At 68.3% G+C, this 24,008-nt stretch carries 21 protein-coding genes; 4 read left to right on the top strand and 17 right to left on the bottom strand.

The window, feature by feature from the left end:
• Positions 1–134: 134 nt before the first annotated feature.
• From ACN22W_RS19300 to ACN22W_RS19235, 14 genes are all read right to left on the bottom strand, one after another.
• On the bottom strand, positions 135–1,166 hold the full coding sequence (locus tag ACN22W_RS19300; protein WP_193100102.1) for an EscU/YscU/HrcU family type III secretion system export apparatus switch protein: 1,032 nt from the start codon (positions 1,164–1,166) through the stop codon (positions 135–137).
• Between the two features lie 18 nt (positions 1,167–1,184).
• Positions 1,185–1,994: a type III secretion system export apparatus subunit SctT gene (gene sctT, locus ACN22W_RS19295; RefSeq protein WP_193100101.1), complete on the bottom strand. Its 810-nt coding sequence runs from the start codon at positions 1,992–1,994 to the stop codon at positions 1,185–1,187.
• Complete coding sequence (locus ACN22W_RS19290; RefSeq protein WP_419689018.1) at positions 1,988–2,677, bottom strand: hypothetical protein; 690 nt, start codon at positions 2,675–2,677, stop codon at positions 1,988–1,990. Before ACN22W_RS19290 ends, sctT begins: the two co-directional genes overlap by 7 nt.
• Positions 2,670–4,049 (bottom strand): FliI/YscN family ATPase, encoded by a 1,380-nt coding sequence (locus tag ACN22W_RS19285; protein WP_419689017.1) that lies wholly within the window; start codon positions 4,047–4,049, stop codon positions 2,670–2,672. The genes ACN22W_RS19290 and ACN22W_RS19285 overlap by 8 nt, the downstream gene beginning before the upstream one ends.
• Positions 4,046–4,675 carry a type III secretion system stator protein SctL gene (gene sctL / locus ACN22W_RS19280; protein WP_048245598.1) on the bottom strand — a complete coding sequence of 210 codons (630 nt, stop codon included), beginning with the start codon at positions 4,673–4,675 and terminating at the stop codon, positions 4,046–4,048. The genes ACN22W_RS19285 and sctL overlap by 4 nt, the downstream gene beginning before the upstream one ends.
• Positions 4,657–5,406 (bottom strand): SctK family type III secretion system sorting platform protein, encoded by a 750-nt coding sequence (locus tag ACN22W_RS19275; RefSeq protein ID WP_419689016.1) that lies wholly within the window; start codon positions 5,404–5,406, stop codon positions 4,657–4,659. The genes sctL and ACN22W_RS19275 overlap by 19 nt, the downstream gene beginning before the upstream one ends.
• Positions 5,403–6,290, bottom strand: coding sequence for a type III secretion system inner membrane ring lipoprotein SctJ (gene sctJ / locus ACN22W_RS19270; RefSeq protein WP_419689015.1), 888 nt, complete (start codon positions 6,288–6,290; stop codon positions 5,403–5,405). Before sctJ ends, ACN22W_RS19275 begins: the two co-directional genes overlap by 4 nt.
• Positions 6,291–6,342: 52 nt before the next feature.
• Positions 6,343–6,819: a hypothetical protein gene (locus tag ACN22W_RS19265; protein ID WP_419689014.1), complete on the bottom strand. Its 477-nt coding sequence runs from the start codon at positions 6,817–6,819 to the stop codon at positions 6,343–6,345.
• Positions 6,820–6,967: 148 nt separating this feature from the next.
• The gene (locus ACN22W_RS19260; protein ID WP_048245594.1) at positions 6,968–7,183 is read right to left on the bottom strand and encodes a hypothetical protein; all 216 of its coding nucleotides are present in this window, start codon (positions 7,181–7,183) and stop codon (positions 6,968–6,970) included.
• Positions 7,184–7,324: 141 nt separating this feature from the next.
• A complete protein-coding gene (sctD, locus tag ACN22W_RS19255; protein ID WP_419689013.1) occupies positions 7,325–8,671 on the bottom strand; it encodes a type III secretion system inner membrane ring subunit SctD in 1,347 nt (448 codons plus the stop codon).
• Positions 8,652–10,691, bottom strand: coding sequence for a type III secretion system outer membrane ring subunit SctC (sctC, locus tag ACN22W_RS19250; protein ID WP_419689012.1), 2,040 nt, complete (start codon positions 10,689–10,691; stop codon positions 8,652–8,654). The genes sctD and sctC overlap by 20 nt, the downstream gene beginning before the upstream one ends.
• Positions 10,691–10,969, bottom strand: coding sequence for a type III secretion system export apparatus subunit SctS (gene sctS, locus ACN22W_RS19245; RefSeq protein WP_152856901.1), 279 nt, complete (start codon positions 10,967–10,969; stop codon positions 10,691–10,693). Before sctS ends, sctC begins: the two co-directional genes overlap by 1 nt.
• Positions 10,966–13,173 (bottom strand): type III secretion system export apparatus subunit SctV, encoded by a 2,208-nt coding sequence (sctV, locus tag ACN22W_RS19240; protein ID WP_419689011.1) that lies wholly within the window; start codon positions 13,171–13,173, stop codon positions 10,966–10,968. Before sctV ends, sctS begins: the two co-directional genes overlap by 4 nt.
• Positions 13,174–13,412: 239 nt before the next feature.
• A complete protein-coding gene (locus tag ACN22W_RS19235; protein ID WP_419689010.1) occupies positions 13,413–14,246 on the bottom strand; it encodes a helix-turn-helix transcriptional regulator in 834 nt (277 codons plus the stop codon).
• Positions 14,247–14,528: 282 nt separating this feature from the next.
• On the opposite strand from ACN22W_RS19235, the gene ACN22W_RS19230 reads away from it, so the two are divergent.
• Entirely contained in the window at positions 14,529–15,434 is a 906-nt protein-coding gene (locus tag ACN22W_RS19230) for a helix-turn-helix transcriptional regulator (RefSeq protein ID WP_129515407.1), read from the top strand.
• Between the two features lie 119 nt (positions 15,435–15,553).
• Here ACN22W_RS19230 and ACN22W_RS19225 read toward each other — a convergent pair whose 3' ends face one another.
• Positions 15,554–17,200 (bottom strand): NRAMP family divalent metal transporter, encoded by a 1,647-nt coding sequence (locus tag ACN22W_RS19225; protein ID WP_419689009.1) that lies wholly within the window; start codon positions 17,198–17,200, stop codon positions 15,554–15,556.
• Positions 17,201–17,316: 116 nt separating this feature from the next.
• Positions 17,317–17,454, bottom strand: a complete 138-nt coding sequence (locus ACN22W_RS19220; RefSeq protein WP_164992047.1) for a hypothetical protein — start codon at positions 17,452–17,454, stop codon at positions 17,317–17,319.
• A gap of 1,070 nt (positions 17,455–18,524) precedes the next feature.
• On the opposite strand from ACN22W_RS19220, the gene ACN22W_RS19215 reads away from it, so the two are divergent.
• Both ACN22W_RS19215 and ACN22W_RS19210 read left to right on the top strand, forming a co-directional pair.
• Complete coding sequence (locus tag ACN22W_RS19215; protein ID WP_419689008.1) at positions 18,525–18,794, top strand: hypothetical protein; 270 nt, start codon at positions 18,525–18,527, stop codon at positions 18,792–18,794.
• 108 nt (positions 18,795–18,902) lie between these two features.
• The gene (locus ACN22W_RS19210; RefSeq protein ID WP_419689007.1) at positions 18,903–20,390 is read left to right on the top strand and encodes a carbohydrate porin; all 1,488 of its coding nucleotides are present in this window, start codon (positions 18,903–18,905) and stop codon (positions 20,388–20,390) included.
• A 90-nt stretch (positions 20,391–20,480) separates the two neighbouring features.
• Here the strand turns inward: ACN22W_RS19210 and treA are convergent, their stop codons facing one another.
• Positions 20,481–22,205 (bottom strand): alpha,alpha-trehalase TreA, encoded by a 1,725-nt coding sequence (gene treA, locus ACN22W_RS19205; RefSeq protein ID WP_419689006.1) that lies wholly within the window; start codon positions 22,203–22,205, stop codon positions 20,481–20,483.
• Positions 22,206–22,528: 323 nt separating this feature from the next.
• Here treA and ACN22W_RS19200 point away from each other — a divergent pair, with 323 nt between their 5' ends.
• Positions 22,529–23,917, top strand: coding sequence for an MFS transporter (locus ACN22W_RS19200; RefSeq protein WP_343493985.1), 1,389 nt, complete (start codon positions 22,529–22,531; stop codon positions 23,915–23,917).
• The last annotated feature ends 91 nt before the right edge of the window (positions 23,918–24,008 follow it).

Genomic DNA, 24,008 nt, shown 5'->3' with positions numbered 1-24,008 from the left:
AGCAATAATTCACCGGTGAATTCCGGTGAACGCCGAAAAATAAATCACGTCAAGCGCCGCGCGCAGGATCACGCAAAGGGGCCATATCGAATGGGAACAGAGAAGGCATGCCCACGGGCACGGCGCGGCGCGCGTCAACCCGCGCCGGTCGCCCATTTCAGCAACTGCGCGACCTCGCGGAAATGCTGCTGCTGGATCGTGCCGTTTTCGGGCGTCGATTCGTACAGCGCCTGCGCGAGCCCGACGTTCGCGAGCGTCGGGCGCAGCGCGTCGCGCGCGGCACGCACGATCCGCTCGGCCGCCTCGCCTTCGCCGCGCGCGAGCACCCACGGCAGCGTGCCGATCCCGCCGTAATAGAGCGCGACCGCGACGCGCGGCGAATAGACGACCACCGACGCGAAGCCGATCCGGTCCGGCAGCGACGCGAACTGCGCTTCGCGCGCGAGTTGCCGGCGCTTCGACTCGATATGCGGATCGCCTTCGTCTTCCTTGTGCTCGCGCCGCACTTCGTCGATCGACATCTTCATCTTCTGGTTGAACTCGTGCCGCTGGTGCACGATGTCGATCAGCGCCATCACGATATAGATCAGCGCGGCCCAGCCGAACAGCATCATCAGCAGCTTCACGATCAGCGCGAGGATCGAGATCGGCCGCGTGAAACCCGACTGGACGGAAGGGTCGAGCGACTCGACGATCAGCCAGCCGAGCGTCGCGACGAGCAGCACCGTCTTCAGCAGCATCTTCACGAGGTTGACGAGGTTGCGCATCGACCACAGGTTCTTCATCCCCTCGGCCGGATTGAGCCGCGACAGCTGCGGCACGAGGCGGCTCCACGCCATCACGCCGCCGACCTGCACGAAACCCGCGAGCAGGCCCGCCAGCAGCCCGGCCGCGACGATCTGCGCGGACAGCGTCGCCCAGTCGCGCGCGGCGCCGTCGATCAGCACCGCGATGCGCGCGGACGGGTCGGCCGCGCCGGTCGCATCGAACACGAGCCGGAACAGCGCCTGCAGCCGCGCGAACAGCGAACCGATTCCAACCGCGAGCGCGACGCACACGCCGACGAAAAACGCCGACGAAATCGTTTCCGCGCTCTTCGGCACATCGCCCTTCTCGCGCGCCTCGCGCAGGCGCTTCTCGGTCGGCTTCTGGTCCTTTTCGGCCATGTCGGCTCCGTCGTGCGCTCAGCCGCCGCCGTGCGCGGCGAACAGCGCGTGCAAGAGCGCCATCAGCCCGCTGTCGGGGCTCAGCAGCGAATGCAGCGACGCGTACACCACCGGCAGGAACAGCATCATCATCAGCAGCGCGAGCGCGCTCTTCAGCGGCTGCGAGAACACGAAGATGTTGAGCTGCGGCACCGCGCGCCCGACGAGGCCGATGCCGAGCTCGACGAGCACCAGCACGATCGTCACCGGCGCGGCGAGCTTCACCATCCATTCGAAGATCGTGTCGGTCTGCCGCACGATGAAGGTCTGCAGCATCGACGAGAAATCGGGGCCAAGCGAGCCGATCGGCCACCACGCGTACGACTGCGCGAACAGCTGCACGAGCACCTGCAGCCCGCCCGCCGTGACGAACAGCGCGATCGCGACGAAATTGAGGAAGCCCGACGTCGGGCCGCCTTCGTGCCCGCCCATCGGATCGAAGAACGCGGCGCTGCCGCTGCCGGTCTGGAAGTCGATCAGGTAACCAACGCCCTGGATCGCGAACAGCACCGCGCTGAACGCGCCCGCGAGCAGCATGCCGACCACCGCTTCCTTCGCGACGAGCAGGCACCACATCAGGAACGGCAGCGCGGCCACCTGCGCGGCGTCGATCGCCGGCGCGACGAATGCGGCGATCACGACGGCGATCCCGTTGCGCACGAGGCCCGTGATGATCTGCTCGTTGAACACCGGCACGACGAACATGATCGGCAACAGGCGCGGCATCACGTAGAGCAGCGGCCGCAGCATGCCTGCGACATCGTTGAAACCCGCAGCCTGGTCTAGCATCGACGCTCCGCTGCGGCGGGTGGTTCGACATTGTCGGCGGCATCAGTTGGGTCGGCTGCGTCGGCTGCGTCGGTCATGCCGGCCGTGCCGGTTTCCGCATCGGCCGGCGGCGCGGCCATCGCCGCGTCGAACGCGGCGGCCGCTTCCGGTAGCGCAGCGTGGCCGGACGCGTCGCTCGCCCCGGCCGCCCATGCGCCGGGCGTCGCGAAGCGCCGCACCGCGTACCCGTCCGCCACTTCGTCGGCATCGCGCTCGACCCGCGCGGCGCGCGCGTGCTGCGCCTTCTCGCCGGCCTTGTCGAGCTTGTCCTCGGCGGCCTTCGCCTTGCGCGCGGCGCGCTGCAGGTCGGCGAGTGTCGCCTCGTGGCCGCGATGCACGTGCGCAGCCTCGCTCACCGACGCGTTCGCGGTGCCGATATGCCGGTCGAACGTACGCGTGTCGGCGGCCGCGTTCTGCAGCGCACGCGCCTCGCGCAGGTCATCGACGAGCCGCGTCTGGATCGCGGCCTTCGCGGCGACCTGCGAGGCGAGCTGCGCGTGCGCGGCCTCGAGCGCGCGGCGGCTTTGCGCGGCGATGCCCTGCTGGCGCGCGGCCGCGACGCGCGCGATCTGGCTGCGCATCTCGCGCACGCGCTTCAGGCGCGCGAGCGTCGCGAGCACGAGGCGGTCGTCGGCTTCAGACATGATCGTTCGCCAGCTTCGTCAGTTTCGCGAGCAGCGCGTCGAAGCGCACGTCCTCGTCCGACGCCTGCGTGCAGAACGCGCCGATCGCGTCGCGCGCGCGCAGCGCGAGATCGCCGAGCCGGTCGCTGCCTTCGCGATACTCGCCGATCTGCACGAGCAGCTCGATCTCCTGGTACTTCGCGATCAGCTCGCGCACGCGTGCGGCCGCATGCTGGTGCGCGCGGCTCGCGACGAGCGGCATCACGCGCGACAGGCTCGCGAGCACGTCGATCGACGGATAGCGGTTCGCGAGCGCGATCTTGCGCGACAGCACGATATGGCCGTCGAGGATCGAGCGCACTTCCTCGGCGATCGGGTCCGATTCCTCGTCGCCTTCGACGAGCACCGTGTAGAGCGCGGTGATCGACCCGTTCGCGCCCTGCCCCGCGCGTTCGAGCAGGCGCGGCAGCACCGCGAACGTCGACGGCGGGAAACTGCGGCGCGTCGGCGGCTCGCCGCTCGCGAGGCCGACCTCGCGCTGCGCACGCGCGAAACGCGTCAGCGAATCGACGAGCAGCAGCACGCGCTTGCCCGCATCGCGGAAGTGCTCGGCAATCGCGGTCGCGACGAGCGCGGATTTCACACGCTCCATCGCGGGACGATCGGACGTCGACACGACGACGATCGAACGCGCGCGCACCTCGGGCGACAGGCTGTGCTCGATGAATTCGCGCACCTCGCGGCCGCGTTCGCCAACGAGCGCGATCACGTTCACGTCGGCCTGCGCGCCGCGCGCGATCATCCCGAGCAGCGTGCTCTTGCCCACGCCGGACGGCGCGAAGATGCCGACGCGCTGGCCGATGCCGAGCGTCATCAGCCCGTCGATCACGCGCACGCCGGTCGGAAACGGCGTGTCGATCATCTTGCGCGCGAGCGGGTTCGGCGGGTCCTGCTGCGTCGACACCCACGCGGCGCCCGTCACCGGCCCGCGATCGTCGAGCGGCCGGCCGAGCCCGTCGAGCACGCGTCCGAACAGCCCTTCGCCCACCGGGAATACATGCTCGCGCCCGGACGGCACGACGGTCGTCTCGGGCGACAGCCCGGCCACATCGCCCAGCGGCGTGAGCAGCGTCGTCTGCCGCGAAAACCCGACCACCTCGGCAAGCAGCGTCGGCTGGTTCGGCGTGCGCAGTTCGCAGATCTCGCCGAGCCGCGCGCGGATGCCCGTCGCGTTCAGGATCTGCCCGACCGCGTGATTGACGCGCCCCTGCACCGACACCGGCGAGAAGAACGCGAGCCCCGCGTCGAGTTCGCCGACGAGGCGGCCGCGATCAAACGGCGCGCCGTCGTCGTCGCTGCCGAACGGCTGCGGATCGTCGAGCGGCGCGTTCATCGCGCGGCGCCCTTCAGCGCATCGCGGCGGATCGCCTGACGCAGCGCGTCGATCTGCAGGTCGAGGCTCGCATCGATGCGCCCGGACGGCGTCTCGACCGTGCACGCATGGCGTTCGAGCTGCGCGTCTTCGACGATACGGATCTTCTGCCGGTTCGACTGCCCCGCGAACGCGCCGTCGAGTGCATCGCGCATCTCGTCCTTCCGGCCCGGCGCGATCCGCACGATCAGGAACGCCTCGTCGCGCACGAGCGGCGCGATCCGCGCCAGCGCGGCCTCGTACAGCGTCTGCGTGCTCATCTCGCCGACGATCGCGCGCACGGCCTTCACGACGATGTCGGCCATCGCATCCTTCATCGTCTCCATCGTGCGCGTGGCGGCGAGCGCCTGCGTGTACGCCTGCGCGGCCTGCTCGCGCTGCGCGCGGCGCATCCCTTCGTCGTAGCCGGCCGCCTGCCGCTTGTCGAATTCGCGCTGCGCGTCGGCGACGATGCGCGCGGCCTCGTCGTGCGCGGTCGCGATCACCGCGGACGCGTCGAGCAGCGCCGCGTATTCGCGCTCCTTGAGCACCTTGCGCTCCGACAGCAGCTGCAGGTTGTCGCTCGTGATCAGAAAAGCCAATCCCATGACGCAAGCCTCTCGGGAATCAGAAACAGGAACAGCAGTTCGCCGAACTGGTCGCGCTGCGCGCGGTTCAGCCAGTAAGGCGCCTCGTCGTCGATCGCGCGATTGAATTTCAGGCGCACGCGCCGCGCGACCGCATCGCCCGCCACGCCGATGAAATCCGCGAGCAGCCGCCCGCCGCGCGCGCGGATCACCCCGGGCAGCGCAGCTGGATCGGCGCGCCACGGCTCGAGCGTTTCGGCGAGCGCGCCGAATTCCGGCGCGCGGTCGAGCGCGAGCTCCAGCGCATCGCCGCCGAGCCTCGCCGCGACTTCCGCGCGGATGCGCCGCGCGGCCAGCGCGTCGCGCAGCCAGTGGCGATGCAGCAGCAGCCCCGCGTACGCGGCCAGTTGCTCGAGCGCCGCGCCCGGCAGCAGCGCGAGCCGCGCGCACGGGTTCGCGACGTCGAAATCGTGCCTGCCGGCCACGTCGTTCAGGTCGAGCAAGTGCCGCGCGAGCAGCTTGCGGCCGGCCGCGCCGAACGCGTCCGGCGAACGGTAGCGCGCGGGCCAGTCGGCCGGCACGCGCGTCACGTGCAGATAACGATCGGGCCGCAGGTTGAAATCGCAGACGAGCGCATGAAACGCCGCGCGCCGCGCGACGGGCGGCGGCGCAAGCGGCTGCAGCCACGGTAGCGGCGCCGCGTCGGGTTGAGCCGAAACGTCACCCGGCGGCAGCGCGTGCGGATCGCTCATGCGCCGTCGCGCGCGCCGTCCGGCGTGCGCAGCCCGCCGCCGGCCTGCTGCGCCGACGCGCCACCGACGCCGTTCGACCCGCGCGGCGCACCGAGCAATCCGGCAAGCCGCGCGCCGAACATCCCGCGCCGGGCAGCCGACAGCACGATCACCGCGCCGGTCAGCAGGATCAGCGCGAACACGAGCCAGCCGAGCGGCGAGCGCAGACGCACGATGTCCGACACCGCGCTGCCGATTCCATCCACGCGCGTCGCGCGCGCGGCGGCCGGCTGCAGGAACAGCGACACGTTGTCGTACTGCAGCCCTTCGATGCTGTGCGCGACGAGATCCTTGACCATCGGCGCCATCGCGCGCAGGTCGACGCCGGGCCGGTAGCGGATATACACGGCCGCCGACGACGGCTTGATCTTGTCCGCGAGCGGATCGTTCTCCGGAATCACGACCTGCACACGCGCGACCACCACGCCGTCGATGTCCTGCAGCGTGCGCGACAGGTCCTGCGATACGCCGTACAGGTAGCGCACGCGCTCCTCGGCCGGCGTCGACACGAGGCCCTGCTTCTGGAACAGCTCGCCGAGGCTCGCATAACTCGGCTTCGGCAGCCCGTTCGCCTGCAGCACGGTGAGCGCCGACTGCATGTCGCCGTCCGCGACGCTCACCAGCCACGCGTTGCGGTCCGACGTGTCGCGTGCGTCGTTGTCCTTCGACGCGCTGATGCCCGCGTCGCCGAGCACCGCGACCATCTGGTTCGCGTCGCGCTCCGACAGGCCCGAGTACAGCTCCTTCTGGCACCCGGCCAACAGCACGAGCAGCCCCGCGAGCAGCGCACGCGCCGCCCGGCTGCGCCACGCATGCGCGCGTGGCGTCGAATCGATCGTCGTCATCGTTTGTCCGCTTCATGGCGCGTGAGGCCTGAATCGGCCCGCACGCGCCCTGTCACTCCTGCGTCTTCAGCACCGTGTGCGTGAAGCCGTTCGCCGCCTGCGCGACCGACAGGCTCAATTGGTATTCCGAAATGGTGGTGGTCGCCGTCCACTGGAAGTCCATCGCCTTCACCATCGTCATCAACGGATCGCTGCGGCTGTCCGCCATCGACGTCAGCATCTCGCCGCGATGCTTGTCGATGTTCGCGTACCGCGTGTCGAGATCGTTGCCGTAAGTGCGCAACCGCTCGACCAGCGACGACTGGTTCGCCTGCGCGGGCGTCATCTGCACGGCCGGCGCCGCATCCGCCGGCGCGCGCGACATCGCGACACCCGACGAAGACGGCGGCGCGGCCGGCGATGCGCCCGGCTGCATCAGCGCGTCGAACTGGCGCACCTGCGCCGGATCGGACGCCGAGCCCGTCTGCTGCGCGGCGCCCGCGAGCGCGGCCACGCCCGGCGGCGCCGCGCCTACGCCTGTCACTGACATGATCTATGCCCTCCTTGGCTGGCAGGCGCCGGACCGGATCGGTCGGGCCCGCCCGGAACAGGCCGGCCGGCACGCGCGCATCCGCCCCGGGTGCCCTTCGCGGGCAGACCCGGCGCACGGCGACGCGCGGCGCGGCCGGCGACCGGCGTCATGCGCGGCCGGCGGAACTCAGGTGTTGCGCAACCTGGGCGTTCGCCGTCCCCTCCTGCGCGGTCACTGCGTTGCTGGTTTCGAACGTCGCAGTCGACTGCTGGACCTGGAAGTTGATCTTGGTCAGTTCGAGCTGCGTCTTGGTCAGGTCGTCCGCCTGCTGCTGGACCTGGTTCGTGTTGGTGGCGCTGGTGCTGCTGGTCGGGCCTGGCATGATTCGCTCCTTTACGTGATGTCCATCCATCTTCCGGCGGCGGCCCCATGCCCCGCCGGCGACGTGAGCCGCCGCACGCGTGCGGCGTCCCGCGTAATGCGCGCACCGCCGGTTACGCGATGCGCATGACCTGTCGCGGCGCTAGTGCGCCGCCTCCTTCGAGGCCCCGGTCGCCGCCGCGTCCTGCGGCAGCGTCGGCCCCGGCACCGGTTGCGCGACCCCGGCCGCCGCGCCGCTCGCGGGCGGCGGCACGGGCGGCGCCGGCGCCTGCTCGGGCGCGTTCGCCGACGGGCCGCCGAGCGGCATCGTGATGCGCTGGCCGTTGCGCTCGAACACGACTGCGTCCGGACCGATCGACGCAACGACCGCGCCCTCCTTCAGCCGCGCGCCTTCGAAATAGCGGCTGCCGTCCGCCGTCTCGATATAGCGCTGGTCGCCGTCGCCCGCGAACACGGTCGTGATCTCCGGGATGCCGGCCATCCCGCCGAGCGTCGTCGCCGTGTGCGGCGCGGCCGGATCGGCATCGGCGTCGCGCACGTGATCGACCACTTCGAGCGCCGGGCGCGCGTCCTTCATGTAGTTGCGGATACGCGGCTCGATCTGCGCCCGCGCCGCCGCACCCGTCAGCTCGATCCGGCCGCGGCCGAGATAGGCGACCGTCAGCGCGGTATCGCTGAAATAGGTCTGCGCGGTCGCGACGAGATCGCTGACCACGTAGATGTTGCCGAGCGCCGCGTTGTCCACGCCCGCGACGATCTGCGCGACGCGTTCCCGCGCGGCCGGGTCGCTCACGTAGCCCGACACGATCACGCCGTCGTCGCGCGGCGCCACGGCCAGCTCCGGATACGCATGCAGCAGTTGCTGCAGCCGGTGCGTGCGCGCGAGCACCGATTCGTGCTGCCACGGCAGGCGCCCCGACCACGTGACGAAGCCGTAGCCGAGCGCGCCGAGCAGCACGCCGATCCACAGCGCGACCAGCGCGATCACGAGCCGCCGGCTGCCGAGGCGGCGCAATCCGCCCGTGAGCCAGCCGAGCCACGCGGCCTCGCGCGCGGCATCCGGCGCGTCGGCTTCGTCGGGCAGCGCGACGCTCGCCTGCGCGTGCCGCGCGATGCCGAGCCGGATCGAACCGACCGTCACGACGTCGTGCGGCGTCATCGAGCGGCGGCCCGCGCCGAGCGGTTCGTCGTTGAACAGCACCGGCGCGCCGGCCTCGCCGCCGTGGTTCTGCACGGTCACCGCGAGCGCGCCGACCTGCAGGCACACCTGTTTCGCGCCGATCTCGCGATCGGGCAGGATCACTTCGCAATCGGCCGCGGTGCCGACCCAGTTCGCGCCGCGCGCGAGCGACATCGTGCGGCCGTACATCGGCCCGCTCAGGAAGCACAGGTTCCACGGCGACGCGAGCGCGGCCGGCCCTGCCGCCGCGCCTCCCGCGCCGCCGGGCAATGCGCCGTCGCCGTGCGGGTCAATGATGGTCGTCGACATGGGGGGTGGCTCCTGCGGTCGTCGTCGCCGGCTGCGCCGCCACATCCTTCGGCGGCGGCAACGCGGGCGGACCGAACTTCGTGCCGGGCAGCGGCTTCGGCGTCAGCGGCACCACGACGTCGTTGTCCGGCGGGCGATACATCGACACGCCTTCCGGATTGGCCGGCCCGTTCACGCCCGGGTTCACGGGCGAGCCGTCCGGCGCGTACATCGACGCGCTCGTCACCACGCGCGGCGTCAGCAGGTAGAACCGCTCCATGTGGTTGCCCGACTTGTCGGTGTACTTGAACAGGTTGCCGATCAGCGGAATGTCGGACAGCCAGGGCACGCCGCTCTTGTTCAGCTTCACCTCGTCGTCGTTGAACCCCGCGATCAGCAGGCTCTTGCCTTCGTCGATCATCGACTTGGTGACGATGTTGCGCTGCTGGATCACCGGGATGTTCGACACGGCCTGGCCCTGCACGACGTTGCCGTCCTGGATGTCGATCGACATCATCACGCTCTGCGGATTGCCGGATACGGCGGCCGCGTTGCGGATCGCCTCGTCGACGATCATCGGCGTCACCTTGATGCTCGTGCCGGTCGTCACGCTGTACAGCGACGAATCCTGGTAACCCTGCACCTGCACGTAGAACTGCGTGAGGTTCTCGAGGATCGCCTCGGTGTTGTCGAGCGCGAGCACCTTCGGTTTCGACCGCAACTGCGCCTGCCCCTTCTGCGCGAGTGCGTTCACGCGCGTGAGCAGGTAGTTGCGCAGCGAGCCGCCGATCGAGGCGGTCAGCGCGATGCCGGTCGGCAGGAAGGTGCCCGTCTGCCCGGTTTCCGACGTGCCGACGCCGAACGTCAGCGGCGGATTGCCTGAACCGTTGTATTGCGTGTTGCCGTTCAGCGGATTCGCGCCGTTGCCGATCTGCACGTCGCCGTGCGTCGTGTGCAGGCGCCAGTCGATCCCGAGACTGTCGAGCGAATCCTCGTTGATGTCGATGATCGTCACGTTGATCTCGACGATGCGCGGCCGCTCGTCGAGCTGGTTGATCAGCGACTGGTAGCGATACATGTTCTCCGGCAGGTCGCGCACGATCACCGCGTTGATCGCCGGATCGGCGACGATCTGCGGCAGCGCGTCGCCGCCGCCGGCGTTCGCGAACGGCGAGAACCCGCCGACCGCGCTGCTGTCGCCGCTATAACCGCCCGCACGCGGGCCGCTGGAGATGTCGGGGAAGTCGAGGCGCGGCACCGCGATCGTCAGCCCCGAGCCGAGCTTCACCTGGCGCGCGGCCTGCCCGAGCGGCGTGCTCGACGGCAGCGCGCTCGTACCGCCGCCCTTGCCGAACAGCCGGCTCAGGATCGTCGCGACGCCCGGCACCGTCACTTCCTTGCCCGAGCGGTTGATCGTGAAATCCGACGCCCAGCCGTACCTCAACCGGAACGCGCGGATGTCCGCGTGCGCGCCGTTCGCCGACGGATCGCCGACCGAGCCGACCGCCTGCCGCACGAGTTCGACGTAGCGGCGCGGGCCGGCCACGTACACGCTGTTCGAACGATCGTTGATCACGAGCGTGTAGCGCTTGTCGGGAATCTGCATCGCCTGCAGCGCGCGGCCGATTTCGCCGGCCGCATTCGGCGGGATCGGGATCATCTGCGTCTGCGACTGGTCGGCCGGATCGACGTAGAGGAACGAGCCGTCGTAGTACCACGTGAGCCCGTAGGTCGAGCAGATCGTTTCGAGCGTCTCCTGCGGCGTGCCCGAGAAGCGGCCGCTGATCACGCCGTCGACCTTCGGGTCGACCACCGCCGTCACGCCCTGCGACGACGCGAGCTCGCGGATGAAGTCGCCGATCTTCTTGCCGTTCGCGACGATCGTGAACGGCTTGTTGCGCCAGCGCAGGTCCGCGGCACGGGCCGTGTGCGCGGGCACCATGCACAGCGACGCCGTGAGCAGCGCGGTCGCGCACATGGCGAGCGCGGCCCGTTGCAGGCTGCGCGGTTGAAACCGGATCGGGGCGACGCTTCGATGCATCAAAGAACTCCAGTGGAAGAAACGAACATGCGTTCCAGCGCCTGCTGCGCGAAGCGCAGCACTTCGCCGCCGAGCCAGCCCGACAGCAGCACGAGTGCGACCATCACGGCGATCAACCGCACCGCGATGCCGATGTTGGCGTCCTGCACCTGCGTGACGGCCTGCAGGATCGCGACGATGAGGCCCGTGACGGTGGCGATCAGCACGATCGGCAGCGACAGCAGCAGCACGAGCATCAGCGCCTGGCGCGTCAGGTCGAGGATCGTCGAGCTCGTCATTGCACCGCTCCCGGCGCGCGCACGCCGGCGCCCGCGCCGACCGAGCCGTCGTCCGGCGGGTTCTTCACCCAGCCGACCGTGTGCAGCTGCACGTCCTCCTCGACTTCCTGGTACGACAGCACCGCGAGTTCGGGCAGCACCGGCTGCAGGATCGTCTTCACGTAGCGGCGCGCGCCGAGCGCGACCATCACCGCGAGCCGCGCGGCGCCGTGCGTATTGCCGTGGCCGCCGGGGGCGGCCGCCTGCGCGGCCTGCACGATCGCGCGCACCTGATCGCCGATGTCCTGCTTGACCGCGCTCGACAGCGCGAGGAAATTGCCCTGCTTGGTGCGCATCACCGCGCTCTCGATCCGCTCCTGCAGGTTCTGCTCGAACAGCACGACCCGCAGCTGGCGCGTCGTGCCCGCATGGCGATCGGTGATCATCCGGCGCAGGTCGACGCGCACGAGCTCGACCAGCGCGATCACGTCGTCGGGTTCGTTCGGCGCCCATGTGATCAGGCTCTCGAAAATCACGCGCAGGTTGCGGATCGGCACCTGTTCGGCCAGCAGCCGGCGCAGCACCTCGGTCACGCGCTGCAGCGGCACGAGGCGCGTCAGCTCGCCCACGAGTTCCGGGTGCTCGCGGCGCACCAGATGCACGAGTGCCTGTGTCTCCTGGATGCCCAGCAGCTCGTCCGCGTGCTGGCGCACGATTTGCTCGACGTGCGCGGCGAGCGCGCTTTCGCTCGACAGCCACTTGCCGTCCGGCGCGGCGCCGTCGGGCTTGATCCACAGCGCGGTCGCGAACGGGCCGAACGCTTCGGCCGGCTGGCGCTCCGCGCGTTCGGGCAGCGGCGCGACGCCGTCCCACAGCAACCAGCCCGGTTTCAGCGCGCCGTGCGCGGCGAGCACATCCTGCAGGTAGATCCGGTACGTGCCGGCCGTTGCGCCTTCGTCGTCGTTCAGCGTGATACGCGGGAACACCGTGCCGATGTCCGCGTCGACGCGCGCTTTCGCGCTCGACAGTGCGGCTTGCAGTTGCGCAAGGTTCAGGCTCGTGCGCAGGTCGTCGGACAGCGACACCGCGATCAGCGACGTGACGCCCGCCGCGTGCGACACCTTCGCGGGCTGGCCGTCGTCGGCCGAGCCGACACGCCCCGCGACATGAATCAGGTTGAAGCTCGGCGCGGTCGTCTTGCGTTTGAGCTGCGAGAACGCGAACGCGCCGAGGCCGAACGCGATCAGCGCGAACGACCATTTCGGAAAGCCGGGCACGACGAGAAAACCGGTCAGCACGAACGCCGCGATCAGCAGCGCGCGCGGATGCGCGCCCAGTTGCTCGCCGAGCTGCTCGCCAAGCTGGCGCTGCCGCGCATCGCGCGTCGCGACGCGCGTCGTCACGATGCCGGCCGCGATCGACACGAGCAGCGACGGGATCTGCGACGCCATCCCGTCGCCGACCGTCAGGATCGCGTAACGCTGCAGCGCCTCGCCGATATCCATTCCGTGCATCAGCGTGCCGACCGCGATCCCCGCGACGATGTTGATGAACGCGATCACGAGCCCCGCAATTGCGTCGCCCTTCACGAACTTCATCGCGCCGTCCATCGCGCCGTGCATCTGCGATTCCTGTTCGAGCTTCTCGCGGCGCTCACGCGCTTCGTCGGCGTTGATGATGCCCGCGCGCAGGTCCGCGTCGATGCTCATCTGCTTGCCCGGCATCGCGTCGAGCGAGAAGCGCGCGCCGACCTCGGCCACCCGCTCCGAACCCTTCGCGATCACGATGAACTGCACGACGGCGATCACGAGGAACACCACGCCGCCCACCACGACGTTGTTGCCGACGACGAGCCGCCCGAACGCGTCGATCACGTGGCCGGCGTTCGCGTGCAGCAGGATCAGCTTGCACGACGCGATGTTCAGCGCGAGCCGGAACAGCGTCGTGAACAGCAGCAGCGCGGGAAACGACGAGAAGCTGACCGCCGACGGCACGTAGGTCGACACCGTCAGCAGCACCACGCTCACGGCAAGATTCAGCGAAATCATCCCGTCGAGCGCGGCCTGCGGCAACGGCAGGATGAACAGCGCGACGACCGCGACGATGAACGTCGCGAGGAACAGGTCGGCGCGCGGCGACGCGCCCCCGAGACGCCGTCCGGACACGCCGCGGCCAGCGGAAAACAACCGCTGCCAGTCGCGGGGGAGCGCCTTCGGTTCTGCCATCGTGCCGTTGTCCTGTCGTTATTACCGGCTGGCACGGGCAATCCTTCCCCATGCTGCGCGGACCGTTGAATGGGACGAGTGTAGCGACGCGGATCGATGGAAAAAGGGATGCGCCTCGTAGCGTGAAAGCGCGTTTCCCGGCGGCGCTCGGATCGGACTACGAAACCCGGCGGCGCTTGCGGGCACGCGCCGCCGGAACCGCTTCCATCCTGCTGCGGTCCGCCGGCGCGCGCGTCAGGTCAGGGCTGCAGGCGCCGCGCGGCGAGGTACGCGAGCTGCGCGCGGTTCTGCACGTTGAAGAGTTTTTCGAGCGAGCGGATGTGGTGGCCGACCTTGTGCAGCGACGTGCGCAGCGCGCTCGCGATCTCCTGGTCGGACAGCCCGTGCACGAGCCGGTCGAGCACCTGCTGCTGCTCGTCGCCGAGCGCGAAGCCGCGCATGCGCGCGATGCGCGCCTCGAGGAACGGCAGCGCGACGCGGTGCACGGCGAGGCTCACCGACAGCGCGCCGCCGATCACGCGATCGTCGATCCAGTCGGTGCCGTGCGTCTCCGACGTCACGTTCACCGCGACGCGCAGGTCGAGACGCGGCGCCGACAGGCTGAAAAGCACGCCGCTGTTCATCGCATGCGCGCGCAGATGGCCGGCAAGCGCCAGCACCTTGCGGTCGCCGTTGCCCTGCGCGGCCGACTCGATTTCGTCGAGCCGCCACGCGACCGGAAAGCCGCTCTGCCGCACCTGCGCGAAACGCGGGTCGCTTTCGTAGAGCATGCCCTCGATAAACGGCTGCATGAACGTCGCCGGCGCGAGATCGCGCAGCAGATGCGCGCACAGGATGCGCCGCCCGATCATTTCGTACGCACCGTAACTGAGCGTACTGAAACCGATTTGCCGCAATCGCGCATGGCATTGCACGAAATCGACCGGCGCGAAGTCGGTTTTACCGGGTGCAATTTGAATGCCGGTAAAAACGTCGCGCTCGATTGCCTGATATTCACTCGAATAAGCGGCTGCGGCCGTTATATCGGCTTGCGAAAACCATTCGACGCGTGGTGCACCGTCAGCATGTGTCATGAGGAGCCCGCCCTTTCCCAATATGTGAACTGCGCCCCGTCACGATCTGGTCTTTTCTTTATGATTTTCTGGCCGTCGTTATATGCGTGCGAATATGAAACTTTCGCCGCAATTAGTATTACGGCATATTACGCGTACACGGGCATTTTTGTACAATGCCCCCGCGTTTCGTCAGGGATGACGATCGGCGCAAATCAAAACGATGCTCGATCGCACCGCCGCGAATGCCGTATACGATACGGCCGCCGCCAGGCGATGCGCGTCGATTCCGAGGGATGGCTCATGTCCGATATTGCATTGCATGAAGAAGCGGTCGCCCCAGTTTTTCCCCGCCCGCCGCGCGGGTTGAACACATGTGCGGACGCGCTGCGGGAGCGTAGCGTGCAGGTCGTCTGGTGCGACGACGTGAAGCGCGGCGATATCGCGCAACCGCACGCGCCGAAGCTCGGCGTCGCCGATACGCTCGCGCTCGCGCAGAGCACGGCCGAGCGCAACCGGATCGTCACGAGCCTGCTGCATCTGACAGGCTTTTCGACGTTCGCGTATTTCGCGCTCGAATTCGCGCGCGAGCGGGTCGAGAGTCTCTACCTGCACGAAGCGTTCACGCCGGCCACCTATCGCGGCGACTACGTGCGCCACAACCATCACGACGTCGATCCGCGCACGCTCGGCGCACGTGTATGCAACATGCCGATCGTGTGGGACCTGCAGCAGCTGCGCCGCGAGCATCGCGAGCGCGACGACGCCCCGCGCGTGACGCCGGCCGCGCTCGAGGGTTTCCTGCAGACGATGCAGGACGACGGGATGTGCAGCGGCATCATGTATTCGATGGCCGTACCCGGCACGCGGCTGCACGCGTTCATGAGCTTCACCGCGCCGCGCCGCACGCGCGAATGGATCACGCCGGCGACGATCGAGCAGGCGCTGTCGATCGGGTTGTCGGTGCACAAGTTCGCGTCGCCGCAACTGATCTCGACGTCGCGCGAGCGTGCGGTCAACGGGCTCACGCCGTTCGAACAGGAACTGCTGCTCGGCATCGCCGAAGGCGCATCCGACAAGGAAATCGGCCGGCGCCTCGACACCAGCGCGCACAACGTCGACTATCACCTGCGCAAGCTGCGCAAACGCTTCGGCGTCGCGAACCGGATCCAGCTCACGTACCTGACGTCGAAGCTCGAACTGATCTGACCGCCACGCGGCGCATGCGAAAAGCGCACGCGTAAACGCACATGCCGGCCTCACGGCCGGCATGTGCGGGTTGCGGCGCGGTGCCGGGTCCGGCGCCGCTTCCTGGACAACGTCCTGCGTTACTTCATCAGCGTCATCTGCACGACCTTCACGATCACGAGACCGACCGCGATCACGAGATAACCGCGCAGCACGGTCATCCACACGCGCGTCGTCAGCGTCATCTTCTGCGGCTCGAGCGTCTCGAGCGGCGGCATGCGCCACGTGTCGCGCTGCGAGCGATCCACGCCCGGTTCGACAACGCGCTTGTAGCGGCGGATCAGTACCGACACGAGATAACCGACGATCGCGAACACGCTGCCGCCCACGAGCACGTCGAGGATCGCTTCGCCGCTGATGTCCGGATACATCACCGACGCGGTCAGGATGATCGACAGCATCACGAGCACCCAGATTACCGCGCCCGTGAACACGTTGAGCTTCGTCGAGTTGATCCACGGGCCGAGCACCTGCCGGTCGTTGCAGAGCAGCAGCAGGAACACGGTCGCGCTCGGCAGCAGCACGCCCGCGAGCGTCTGCACGGCTTCCGTCAGCAGGCCGAGCGGGCTGCCCGGGATCAGCACCAGCGCCGCGGCGGCCGCGACGATGCCGAAGTAGACAAGATAGAAGCCCTTCGCATCCGACACGTTACGGTGCAGCGAGTGACGGATCTTGAACACGTCGCCGATCGCATAGGCGGTCGACAGCGACACGGCCGCGGCACCGATGATGCACGCGTCGAGCAGCGCCACCGCGAACAGCGTCGCGCTCGTGCGGCCCGCATATTTCTCGAGCCCTGCGATCACGCCGCCGGCGTCGGTGAAGTTGCCGAATTCCGGGTGACCCGCGAACAGCTGGGCCGAGAACGCGATCATCGCGACCGCGCCCACCAGCACGAAGGCGATACCGATCCACAGGTCGGCCTTTTCATACTTCATGAAGCGCGGCGTGATGCGCTTGTCGATCACGTAGCTCTGCTGGAAGAACAGCTGCCATGGCGCAACCGTCGTGCCGACGATGCCGATCACGAGCAGCATCACGTCCGACAGCTTGGCGTGCGCGGGCCAGTTCGGCACGAAGAAATCGCGCGTCATCTGCGCGACGGGCGGATGGATCGACACGAGCACCGGCACGAGCAGCAGGCTCATCAGGCACAGCCCGATCGCGAACCGCTCGAAGCGCCTGAAATCCCCGGTACTCACCGCGGCCATCGTCAGCGCGGCGGCCACGCACACGCCGGCCACCTTCGGCAGCCCGAAGAAATCCAGCACGAACGTGATGCCGATGAACTCGGTGACGATGGTCAGCGCATTGAGCAGGAACAGGTCGATCACGCTGAACGCACCCCAGAACTTGCCGAAGCGCTCGAAGATCAGGCGCGCATGGCCGACGCCCGTGACCGCGCCGAGGCGCAGCACCATTTCCTGGTTCACATACAGCACCGGCACGAGCAGCAGCAGCGTCCACAGCAGCGTCGTGCCGTAGTTCTGGCCGGCCTGCGTGTAGGTGCCGAATGCGCCGGCGTCGTTATCGCCGACCATCACGATCAGGCCGGGGCCGATGATCGCGAGCAGCGTGCGCAGGCGCGCCCACCACGTGCCGCGTGCACCGGTGTCGTGACGTGCGATCGTACCGAGCGCACCGCGGATGTCGCCCAGGTGGGCTTCGTCGAGAACGGCGCTGCGTTCGGCGGCGATCGGTGGAGAAACGTTGGATGGCGTGGACATGATTTATTCCGTACGGCTAATGGTTATCTGATGAGCGTGTGACCTTGGAATGCGCGCGGGGCGGCCGCTCGATGGCGGCCGCGCGTGCGCATGCCGAGGCGCGCTCGGCGCTTCTTTCAGTGGAACAACGATTTCAGCTGGTTCAGCAGGCGGGAGAACACCCGCGGACGGGCGTCGAGCGTCAGCATCCCGTCGTAGTGGGGACGCGATTCCGTGACGTGCGGAAGGTTCGACAGCAGAAGGCCGAAGTTCATGGTCTGGCTCCGTGCGACGACGGCAGGCGTGCCGGCCGCGTGGTGGGTGCGGGGCCAGTCCGGGGCCTGAACGACGTGTCAGGCTAGTCGGCCGGATTGTCCCTGCGACCCGGGTTCAAAAGGGTCTGTGCGTGTAACGGGCATAAGGGACAACTGTCACTGTCGTTCATGGCGGCTCCTGTGCGGTGTTCCGGAGAACACGGTTGACCGCCGACCGGTTTGGCGGCCGGCATTCGCGAACCCGGAAAAGGCGTGCGCGAACGCGGCCGCCTGCCAGGCGGCGGAGAAACCGGACGGCGCATGCGAAAACGCATCACGCTAACCGGCGCGAATCAGGGTGCACGTAGGGAGTTACTGCGGAATACTGCTGCGCGCACCGTTTGCCTGGGGGACAAACGGCGGCTTCGATGAGGCGCGGACGTCGGTCGCTCAGGCGGAAATTTCGGTCGAAGATCGACTACTGCAGGCGTCCAAGGCGGCGGCCCCAAGAGTGAAGATGCCGGATTCTATGGATCGCCCGAAAGTGAAGTCAACCCCTCGAAACCCCATTTCTCGAAATAAATTTCCCGTTTCGGGACACTGAAAGATTTGCCCTTGCAACCACGCGCCGAAACCTTTCAGCCCGTCATGAAACGGTCATCCGTCGATGCGCGCGAACAACGACGCGACGTCCGTCGTCGTCCTGAACCTCGCCCGTCGCGCGCCGGAACGGGCCGCCGCGGCGCTCGCACAACGCGCGTCGCTTTTTATGCGTTTTTTACTTGCACCGCAGCAAAAGTCGCGACTACAATCCGCCCCAATTCATCAAGGGAGTCCCTCCGTGGACACATGTTCTAGTTGCAGTTGGATGCCGGTCCAGGCCGGCCAAGCCATCGCGAGATAGCAGCCAGACGCATGTCTTTCGCCGCTAACTCGCATTCATCGGGTTAGCGCGCTTCCCCCCGAGCCGGCCATCGCCGGTTCGTCCGTTGCACGCTCCATTACGTTCCACCCTCCGACCGCAGGCCGCGTCACGCGCCCGCGCTCGAACACGTCGTCCGGCATCCGCCGGACCGGACGGAGGCAGCGTCATGTTTTTTCAATCGTTCGCGGTCAGACTCAAGCGCATCGTGCACGTCGCGTGCGACCGCTCGTTCGTTTCCGGCCTCTCGCCGCTCGCCCACGCATTCAGCAACTGGCGCGGCACGGCGCTCGCCCATGTGCCGGCCGTGCCCCGCCCGCTCGACTGCCTGCTGGTCGCCGCGATGGCGGCCTCGATCGCGCTCGTCGCGCTGCTGTGCTCGGCCGCGTCGCGCCTCGGCTTCGCGCACGTGTGGCGCGTCGGCGGCTGGTTGCCGTAAGCCCCGCACCGCGCGGCGGTGCGTTGTGCCACATACCGCCGCGCCACGCTTTCAGTACGACGTTTTCGTTTCTTCAGCCCAACTAATCAAACCACCGACGGAACCCACATGAAGAACTACCTCGAACCTGTCCCGCGCAAGCCGCGCCTCAATGCGCTCGCCGCGCTGCTGCTGTCGCTCGCCGCCGCGCCCGCGTTCGCGCAATCGTCGCAGCTGGCCGCGGCCGAACCGGCGGCCGGCGCCAGCGATGCCGCCGCTCCCGCACAACAGGCCGCCGATGCTGCCGCGCCCGCCCCTACCGGCTTCTGGGAGCGCTCGAACCTGCTCGGCAACATGGGCGGCCTGCGTGACCTGCTCGGCGATCACGGCGTCACGCTGAGCCTGCAGGAAACCAGCGAGTACCTGTACAACACGTCCGGCGGCACGAATCGCGGCGGCGCGTACCAGGGGCTCACGCAATTCGGTTTCAACGTCGACACGGGCAAGGCGATCGGCCTGCCGGGCGGCACGTTCAACGTGTCCGGGCTGCAGATCCACGGCACCAACCTCACGCAGCGCTACCTGCAGACGCTGCAGACCGCGACCGGCATCGAAGCGAATTCGACCACGCGCCTGTGGGAGCTCTGGTACCAGCAAGCATTCCTCGACGGCAAGGCCGACGTGAAGATCGGCCAGCAGAGCGTCGACCAGGAATTCATGGTGAGCCAGAACGCGGCGACGTTCATGAACGCCACGTTCGGCTGGCCCGTGCTGCCGTCAACCGACCTGCCGGCCGGCGGCCCCGCGTATCCGCTGTCGTCGCTCGGCGTGCGGCTGCGCGTGAAGCCGGCCGACGCATGGACCGCGATGATCGGCGTGTTCGACGGCAACCCGGCCGGCCGCACCGACGGCGACGCGCAGGTACTGAACGCGCACGGCACCAACTTCAACCTGCGCAGCGGCGCGTTCGTGATCGGCGAAGTGCAGTACGCGCTGAACGCGCCGCCGGCCGATCCGAAGGCGCCGCAACCGGCCGGCCTGCCGGGCACCTACAAGCTCGGCTTCTGGTATCAGTCGCAGCACACGAACGATCCGCGCTACGGCACCGACGGCCTGTCGCTCGCGAATCCGGCGAGCAACGGCATTCCGGCGACGCATCGCGGCAACTACAGTTTCTATGCGGTCGCGGACCAGATGGTGTGGCGGCCGTCGGCGGACAGCCCGCGCTCGGTCGGCGTATTCGCACGCGTGATGGGCGCGCCGGGCGATCGCAATACCGTCGATTTCGCCGCCAATGCAGGCGTGACGCTGAAGGCGCCGTTCAAGGGACGCGACAACGACGTCGCGGGTCTCGCGGTCGGCTACACGAAGATCGGCTCGCATGCGCGCGGCCTCGACGGCGACACCGGCGTCTACACGACGCCCGGCTATCCGGTGCGCCGCGCGGAGACGGTGGTCGAGGCAACCTATCAGTACCAGGTCACGCCGTGGTGGCAACTGCAGGCCGACCTGCAGCACTTCTTCCGTCCCGGCGGCGGCATCCCGAACCCGAACGCGGCCGGCGCGCGCATCGGCGACGAAACGGTGGTCGGCGTGCGCACGACGATCACGTTCTGATGCATCCTGCATGCAAACACGGGCCGGACGGCCGCTCGCGCGACAGTCCGGCCCGTGCGTTTGCCTGCAACGCGCGGCACGCGCCGCGCGTCACTCGCCGTACAGCCCCAGCAGTTTCAGCGTGACGCCGTTGGTCCAGCCGAAACCGTCCTGCAGCGGATATTCGCCGCCCCCGCCGCCGCCCGTGCCGGCACCTTCGACCACGTACTTCTCGACGAGCTTGCCTTCGGTTGCATACACATGCTTCACGTCGGACAGGAAACGCGTGCCGATATCCTTCGCGAGCGCCGGTTCGCCATAACGGCGCAGCCCTTCGATCGCGATCCACTGCAGCGGTGCCCAGCCGTTCGGCGCGTCCCATTGCTGGCCCGTGTTCGCGGTCGTGGTCGCAAGGCCGCCCGGCTGCAGCAGCGTGTTGCGTACCTCGCGCGCGGTCGCCTTCGCGCGCTCGGGCCACGCGACACCCGCGAACAGCGGATACAGCGCAGCCGCCGTCACGCCGTCGCGTGGCTTGCGCAGCTGCCAGTCGTAGTCGCCGTAGTAGCCGCGGCGGTTCCACAGATAGTGGTTGATCGCGGCCGCGCGCCGCGCCGCCCGCGCTGAAAAATCGCTCACGCATGCGACGTCGTGCGTGACGGTACAGCCCTTCACGATCGTCGTCTCGAGATGGAACATCAGGCTGTTCAGGTCGACCGGCACGATCGACGTCGTGCGGATCGTCGCGAGCGTCCTGCCGTCGCCGAACCAGCGCGAGCTGTAGTCCCAGCCGCTTTCCGCGCCCGCGCGCAGGTCGCGGTACACGTCGTTCGCCGGACGGCCGGCCGCCGACTTCGCGGTCGTCACGTCCTCGAGATACGACTCGTCGCGCGGCGTGTCGCTCGCATCCCAGTAGCGGTTCAGCACCGCGCCGTCGGGCATCGCGACCACGTTGCGGGCGGCCTGCCCGCGCGGCGTCGTGGTTTCGCCCTGCATCCAGTACGCATGTTCCTTGCGCAGTTGCGGCAGGTATTTCTGGTAGACCTTGTCGCCTTCGGCCTGCGCGGCGAGCGTGACCATATACGCGAAGAACGGCGGCTGCGAGCGGCTCACGTAGTACGTGCGGTTGCCGTTCGGGATGTGCCCGATCGTGTCGATCAGATGGGCGAAGTTGTCGAGCATGTCGTCGACGAGATCCTCGCGCCCCGACACCTGCAGCCCGAGCATCGTGAAATAGGTATCCCAGTAGTAGCCTTCGCGGAACCGGCCGCCCGGCACGACGTACGGCTTCGGCATCGGAATCAGCGAACTGTAGGGCGGCACCGTCGTGCTCGTGCGCGTGAGTTGCGGCCACAACCAGTCGATGTGCTGGCGCAGCGTCTGGCCGGGCGGCGGCGTCACGCCGCCTTCCGGGGGCGGCGTGAAGTGCTGGCCGACGAACGCCTTCAGCGAGAAGCCCGGCTGCGATTTCTGTTGCTGATACAACTGCATGATCGTCGCAGGATCGGTATCGGGCGTCGCGTCGACGAAGGTCTTCTGGTCGGGATAGATCTGCGCGGTCTGCACCGCGACGAACAGGTCGCCGTAGAGCTGGCTCGGCGGCGGCAGCACCGTGCCGGACGCGGGGCCCGCGACCGCTGCGGTCGACACGGCGGACTGGCTGGCCGCTTGCGTGGCGGCCTGGTTCGCATTGTCGGCCTGCGCGGCACAGCCGGCGACGGCGAGATACGCGACGGCCAGTGCGGCCGCCCAGCGCAGACGCGGCGCGGGTGGTGCAGAGCGGGATGAGAGACTGGATGACAAGCGGGATGCAATCGATGCGGCACGACGTGACGTCATGACGTGTCCCCTCCTTTCGATGGTGAGTGGATCGGCACGAGGTCTCGTTCGCGCGCGCGCTCGTCTCGATGGCCCTCGATCGATGCGCGTCGTTGTATCCGGAATGCGAGTGAGGTCGACTGTCGCATGAAACGCGCACCGCACGCAAGTTTCGCGGTCGCGACGACGGGCCGATGTCATGTGTCATGTCACGCGCCGCAGTCGTCTCTTCTTTCACAAGCGGTAACAGGAACGACTGTTGCAACATGCGGAACAACCGGTGTCGTACGTGACGCAACGACCACATTGTGGGCATAATGGCGTCTTTACCGCGCGCCCAGCCCATGTCGCCCGTCTTTCTAGCACCGCTCATCGTTGCCTGTGCGTTGTTCATGGAAAGCGTCGACGCGAACATCATCGTCACCGCACTGCCTGCGATGGCGAGGGACTTCGGGCACAGCCCCGTCACACTGAACATCGCGATCACGGCCTACGTGGTCGGCCTCGGCGTGTTCATCCCGATCTGCGGCTGGCTCGCCGACCGCTTCAGCGCACGCTCCGTGTTCCGCACCGCGATCGGCATCTTCGTCGTCGGCTCGCTGATGTGCGCAGCCTCCAATTCCCTCGGCGTACTCACGTTCGCACGCTTCATACAGGGCGTCGGCGGCGCGATGATGGTGCCCGTCGGCCGCATCATCATCTTCCGCGCGGTGCCGCGCTCAGATCTCGTGCGCGCGATGAACTACCTCGCGATTCCCGCGCTGTTCGGGCCCACGGTCGGGCCGCTCGTCGGCGGCTTCATCACGACCTACCTGCACTGGCGGATGATCTTCTTCATCAACGTGCCGATCGGCATCTACGGGATCTATCTCGCGAGCAAGCACATCGCGAACACGCACGAGCCCGATCCGGGCCCGCTCGACTGGTTCGGTTTCCTGCTGTCGGCCAGCGGCGCCGCGCTGCTGCTGATGGGCCTCACGCTGATCGACGGCTCGCTCACGTCACGCTCGAACGCCGTCACCATGTGCGTGGCCGGCACCGTGATGCTCGCGCTCTACGTGCCGTACGCGCGCCGCAAGGAGCGCCCGGTGCTCGACCTCAGCTTCCTGAAGATCCCGACCTACCACGCGAGCGTCGTCGGCGGGTCGCTGTTCCGCATCGGGCTCGGCGCGGTGCCGTTCCTGCTGCCGCTCGCGCTACAGGAAGGGCTCGGCATGACCGCGTTCCATTCGGGGCTCATCACGTGCGCGTCCGCGCTCGGCGGCGCGGTGAGCCGCTCGACGGCCACGCATACGCTGCGCCGCTTCGGTTTTCGCACGGTGCTGATCTACAACGCGGCATTCGCGGGCCTCGCGATCGCCGCCTATGGCGTGTTCCATCCCGGAATGGCGACCTGGGCGATCTGGCTGATCGTGCTCGTCGGCGGCATCTTCCCCGCGCTGCAGTTCACGAGCCTGAACTCGATGATCTACGCGGACATCTCGCCGCGCGACGCGGGGCGTGCCACGAGCCTCGGCAGCGTCGTGCAGCAGATGTCGCTCGGCCTCGGCGTGACGGTGGCCGGCCTCGTGCTGCATGTGTCGCACTGGCTGCAGGGTCATCAGACGATGGTGTGGTCGGATTTCTGGCCCGCGTTCGTCGTGGTCGGGCTGTGCTCGTTCGCGTCGATTCCGATCACGCGGCGGCTGCCGCCCGGCGCCGGCGACGAAGTCGCGCGCGGCAAGCGGCAATAAGTGGCGGGGATGTCGGGGCGTCGCATGACGTCCCGGGGAAACGCGTGCCGCGGCATGACACGTCGGCACGGCAGTCCGAGAAAAACCGGAA

Source organism: Burkholderia theae (assembly GCF_048565265.1).
Taxonomy (GTDB): domain Bacteria; phylum Pseudomonadota; class Gammaproteobacteria; order Burkholderiales; family Burkholderiaceae; genus Burkholderia; species Burkholderia theae.
Note: the sequence above shows the minus strand (reverse complement) of the source record. Positions and strands in the feature narration are given on the sequence as shown.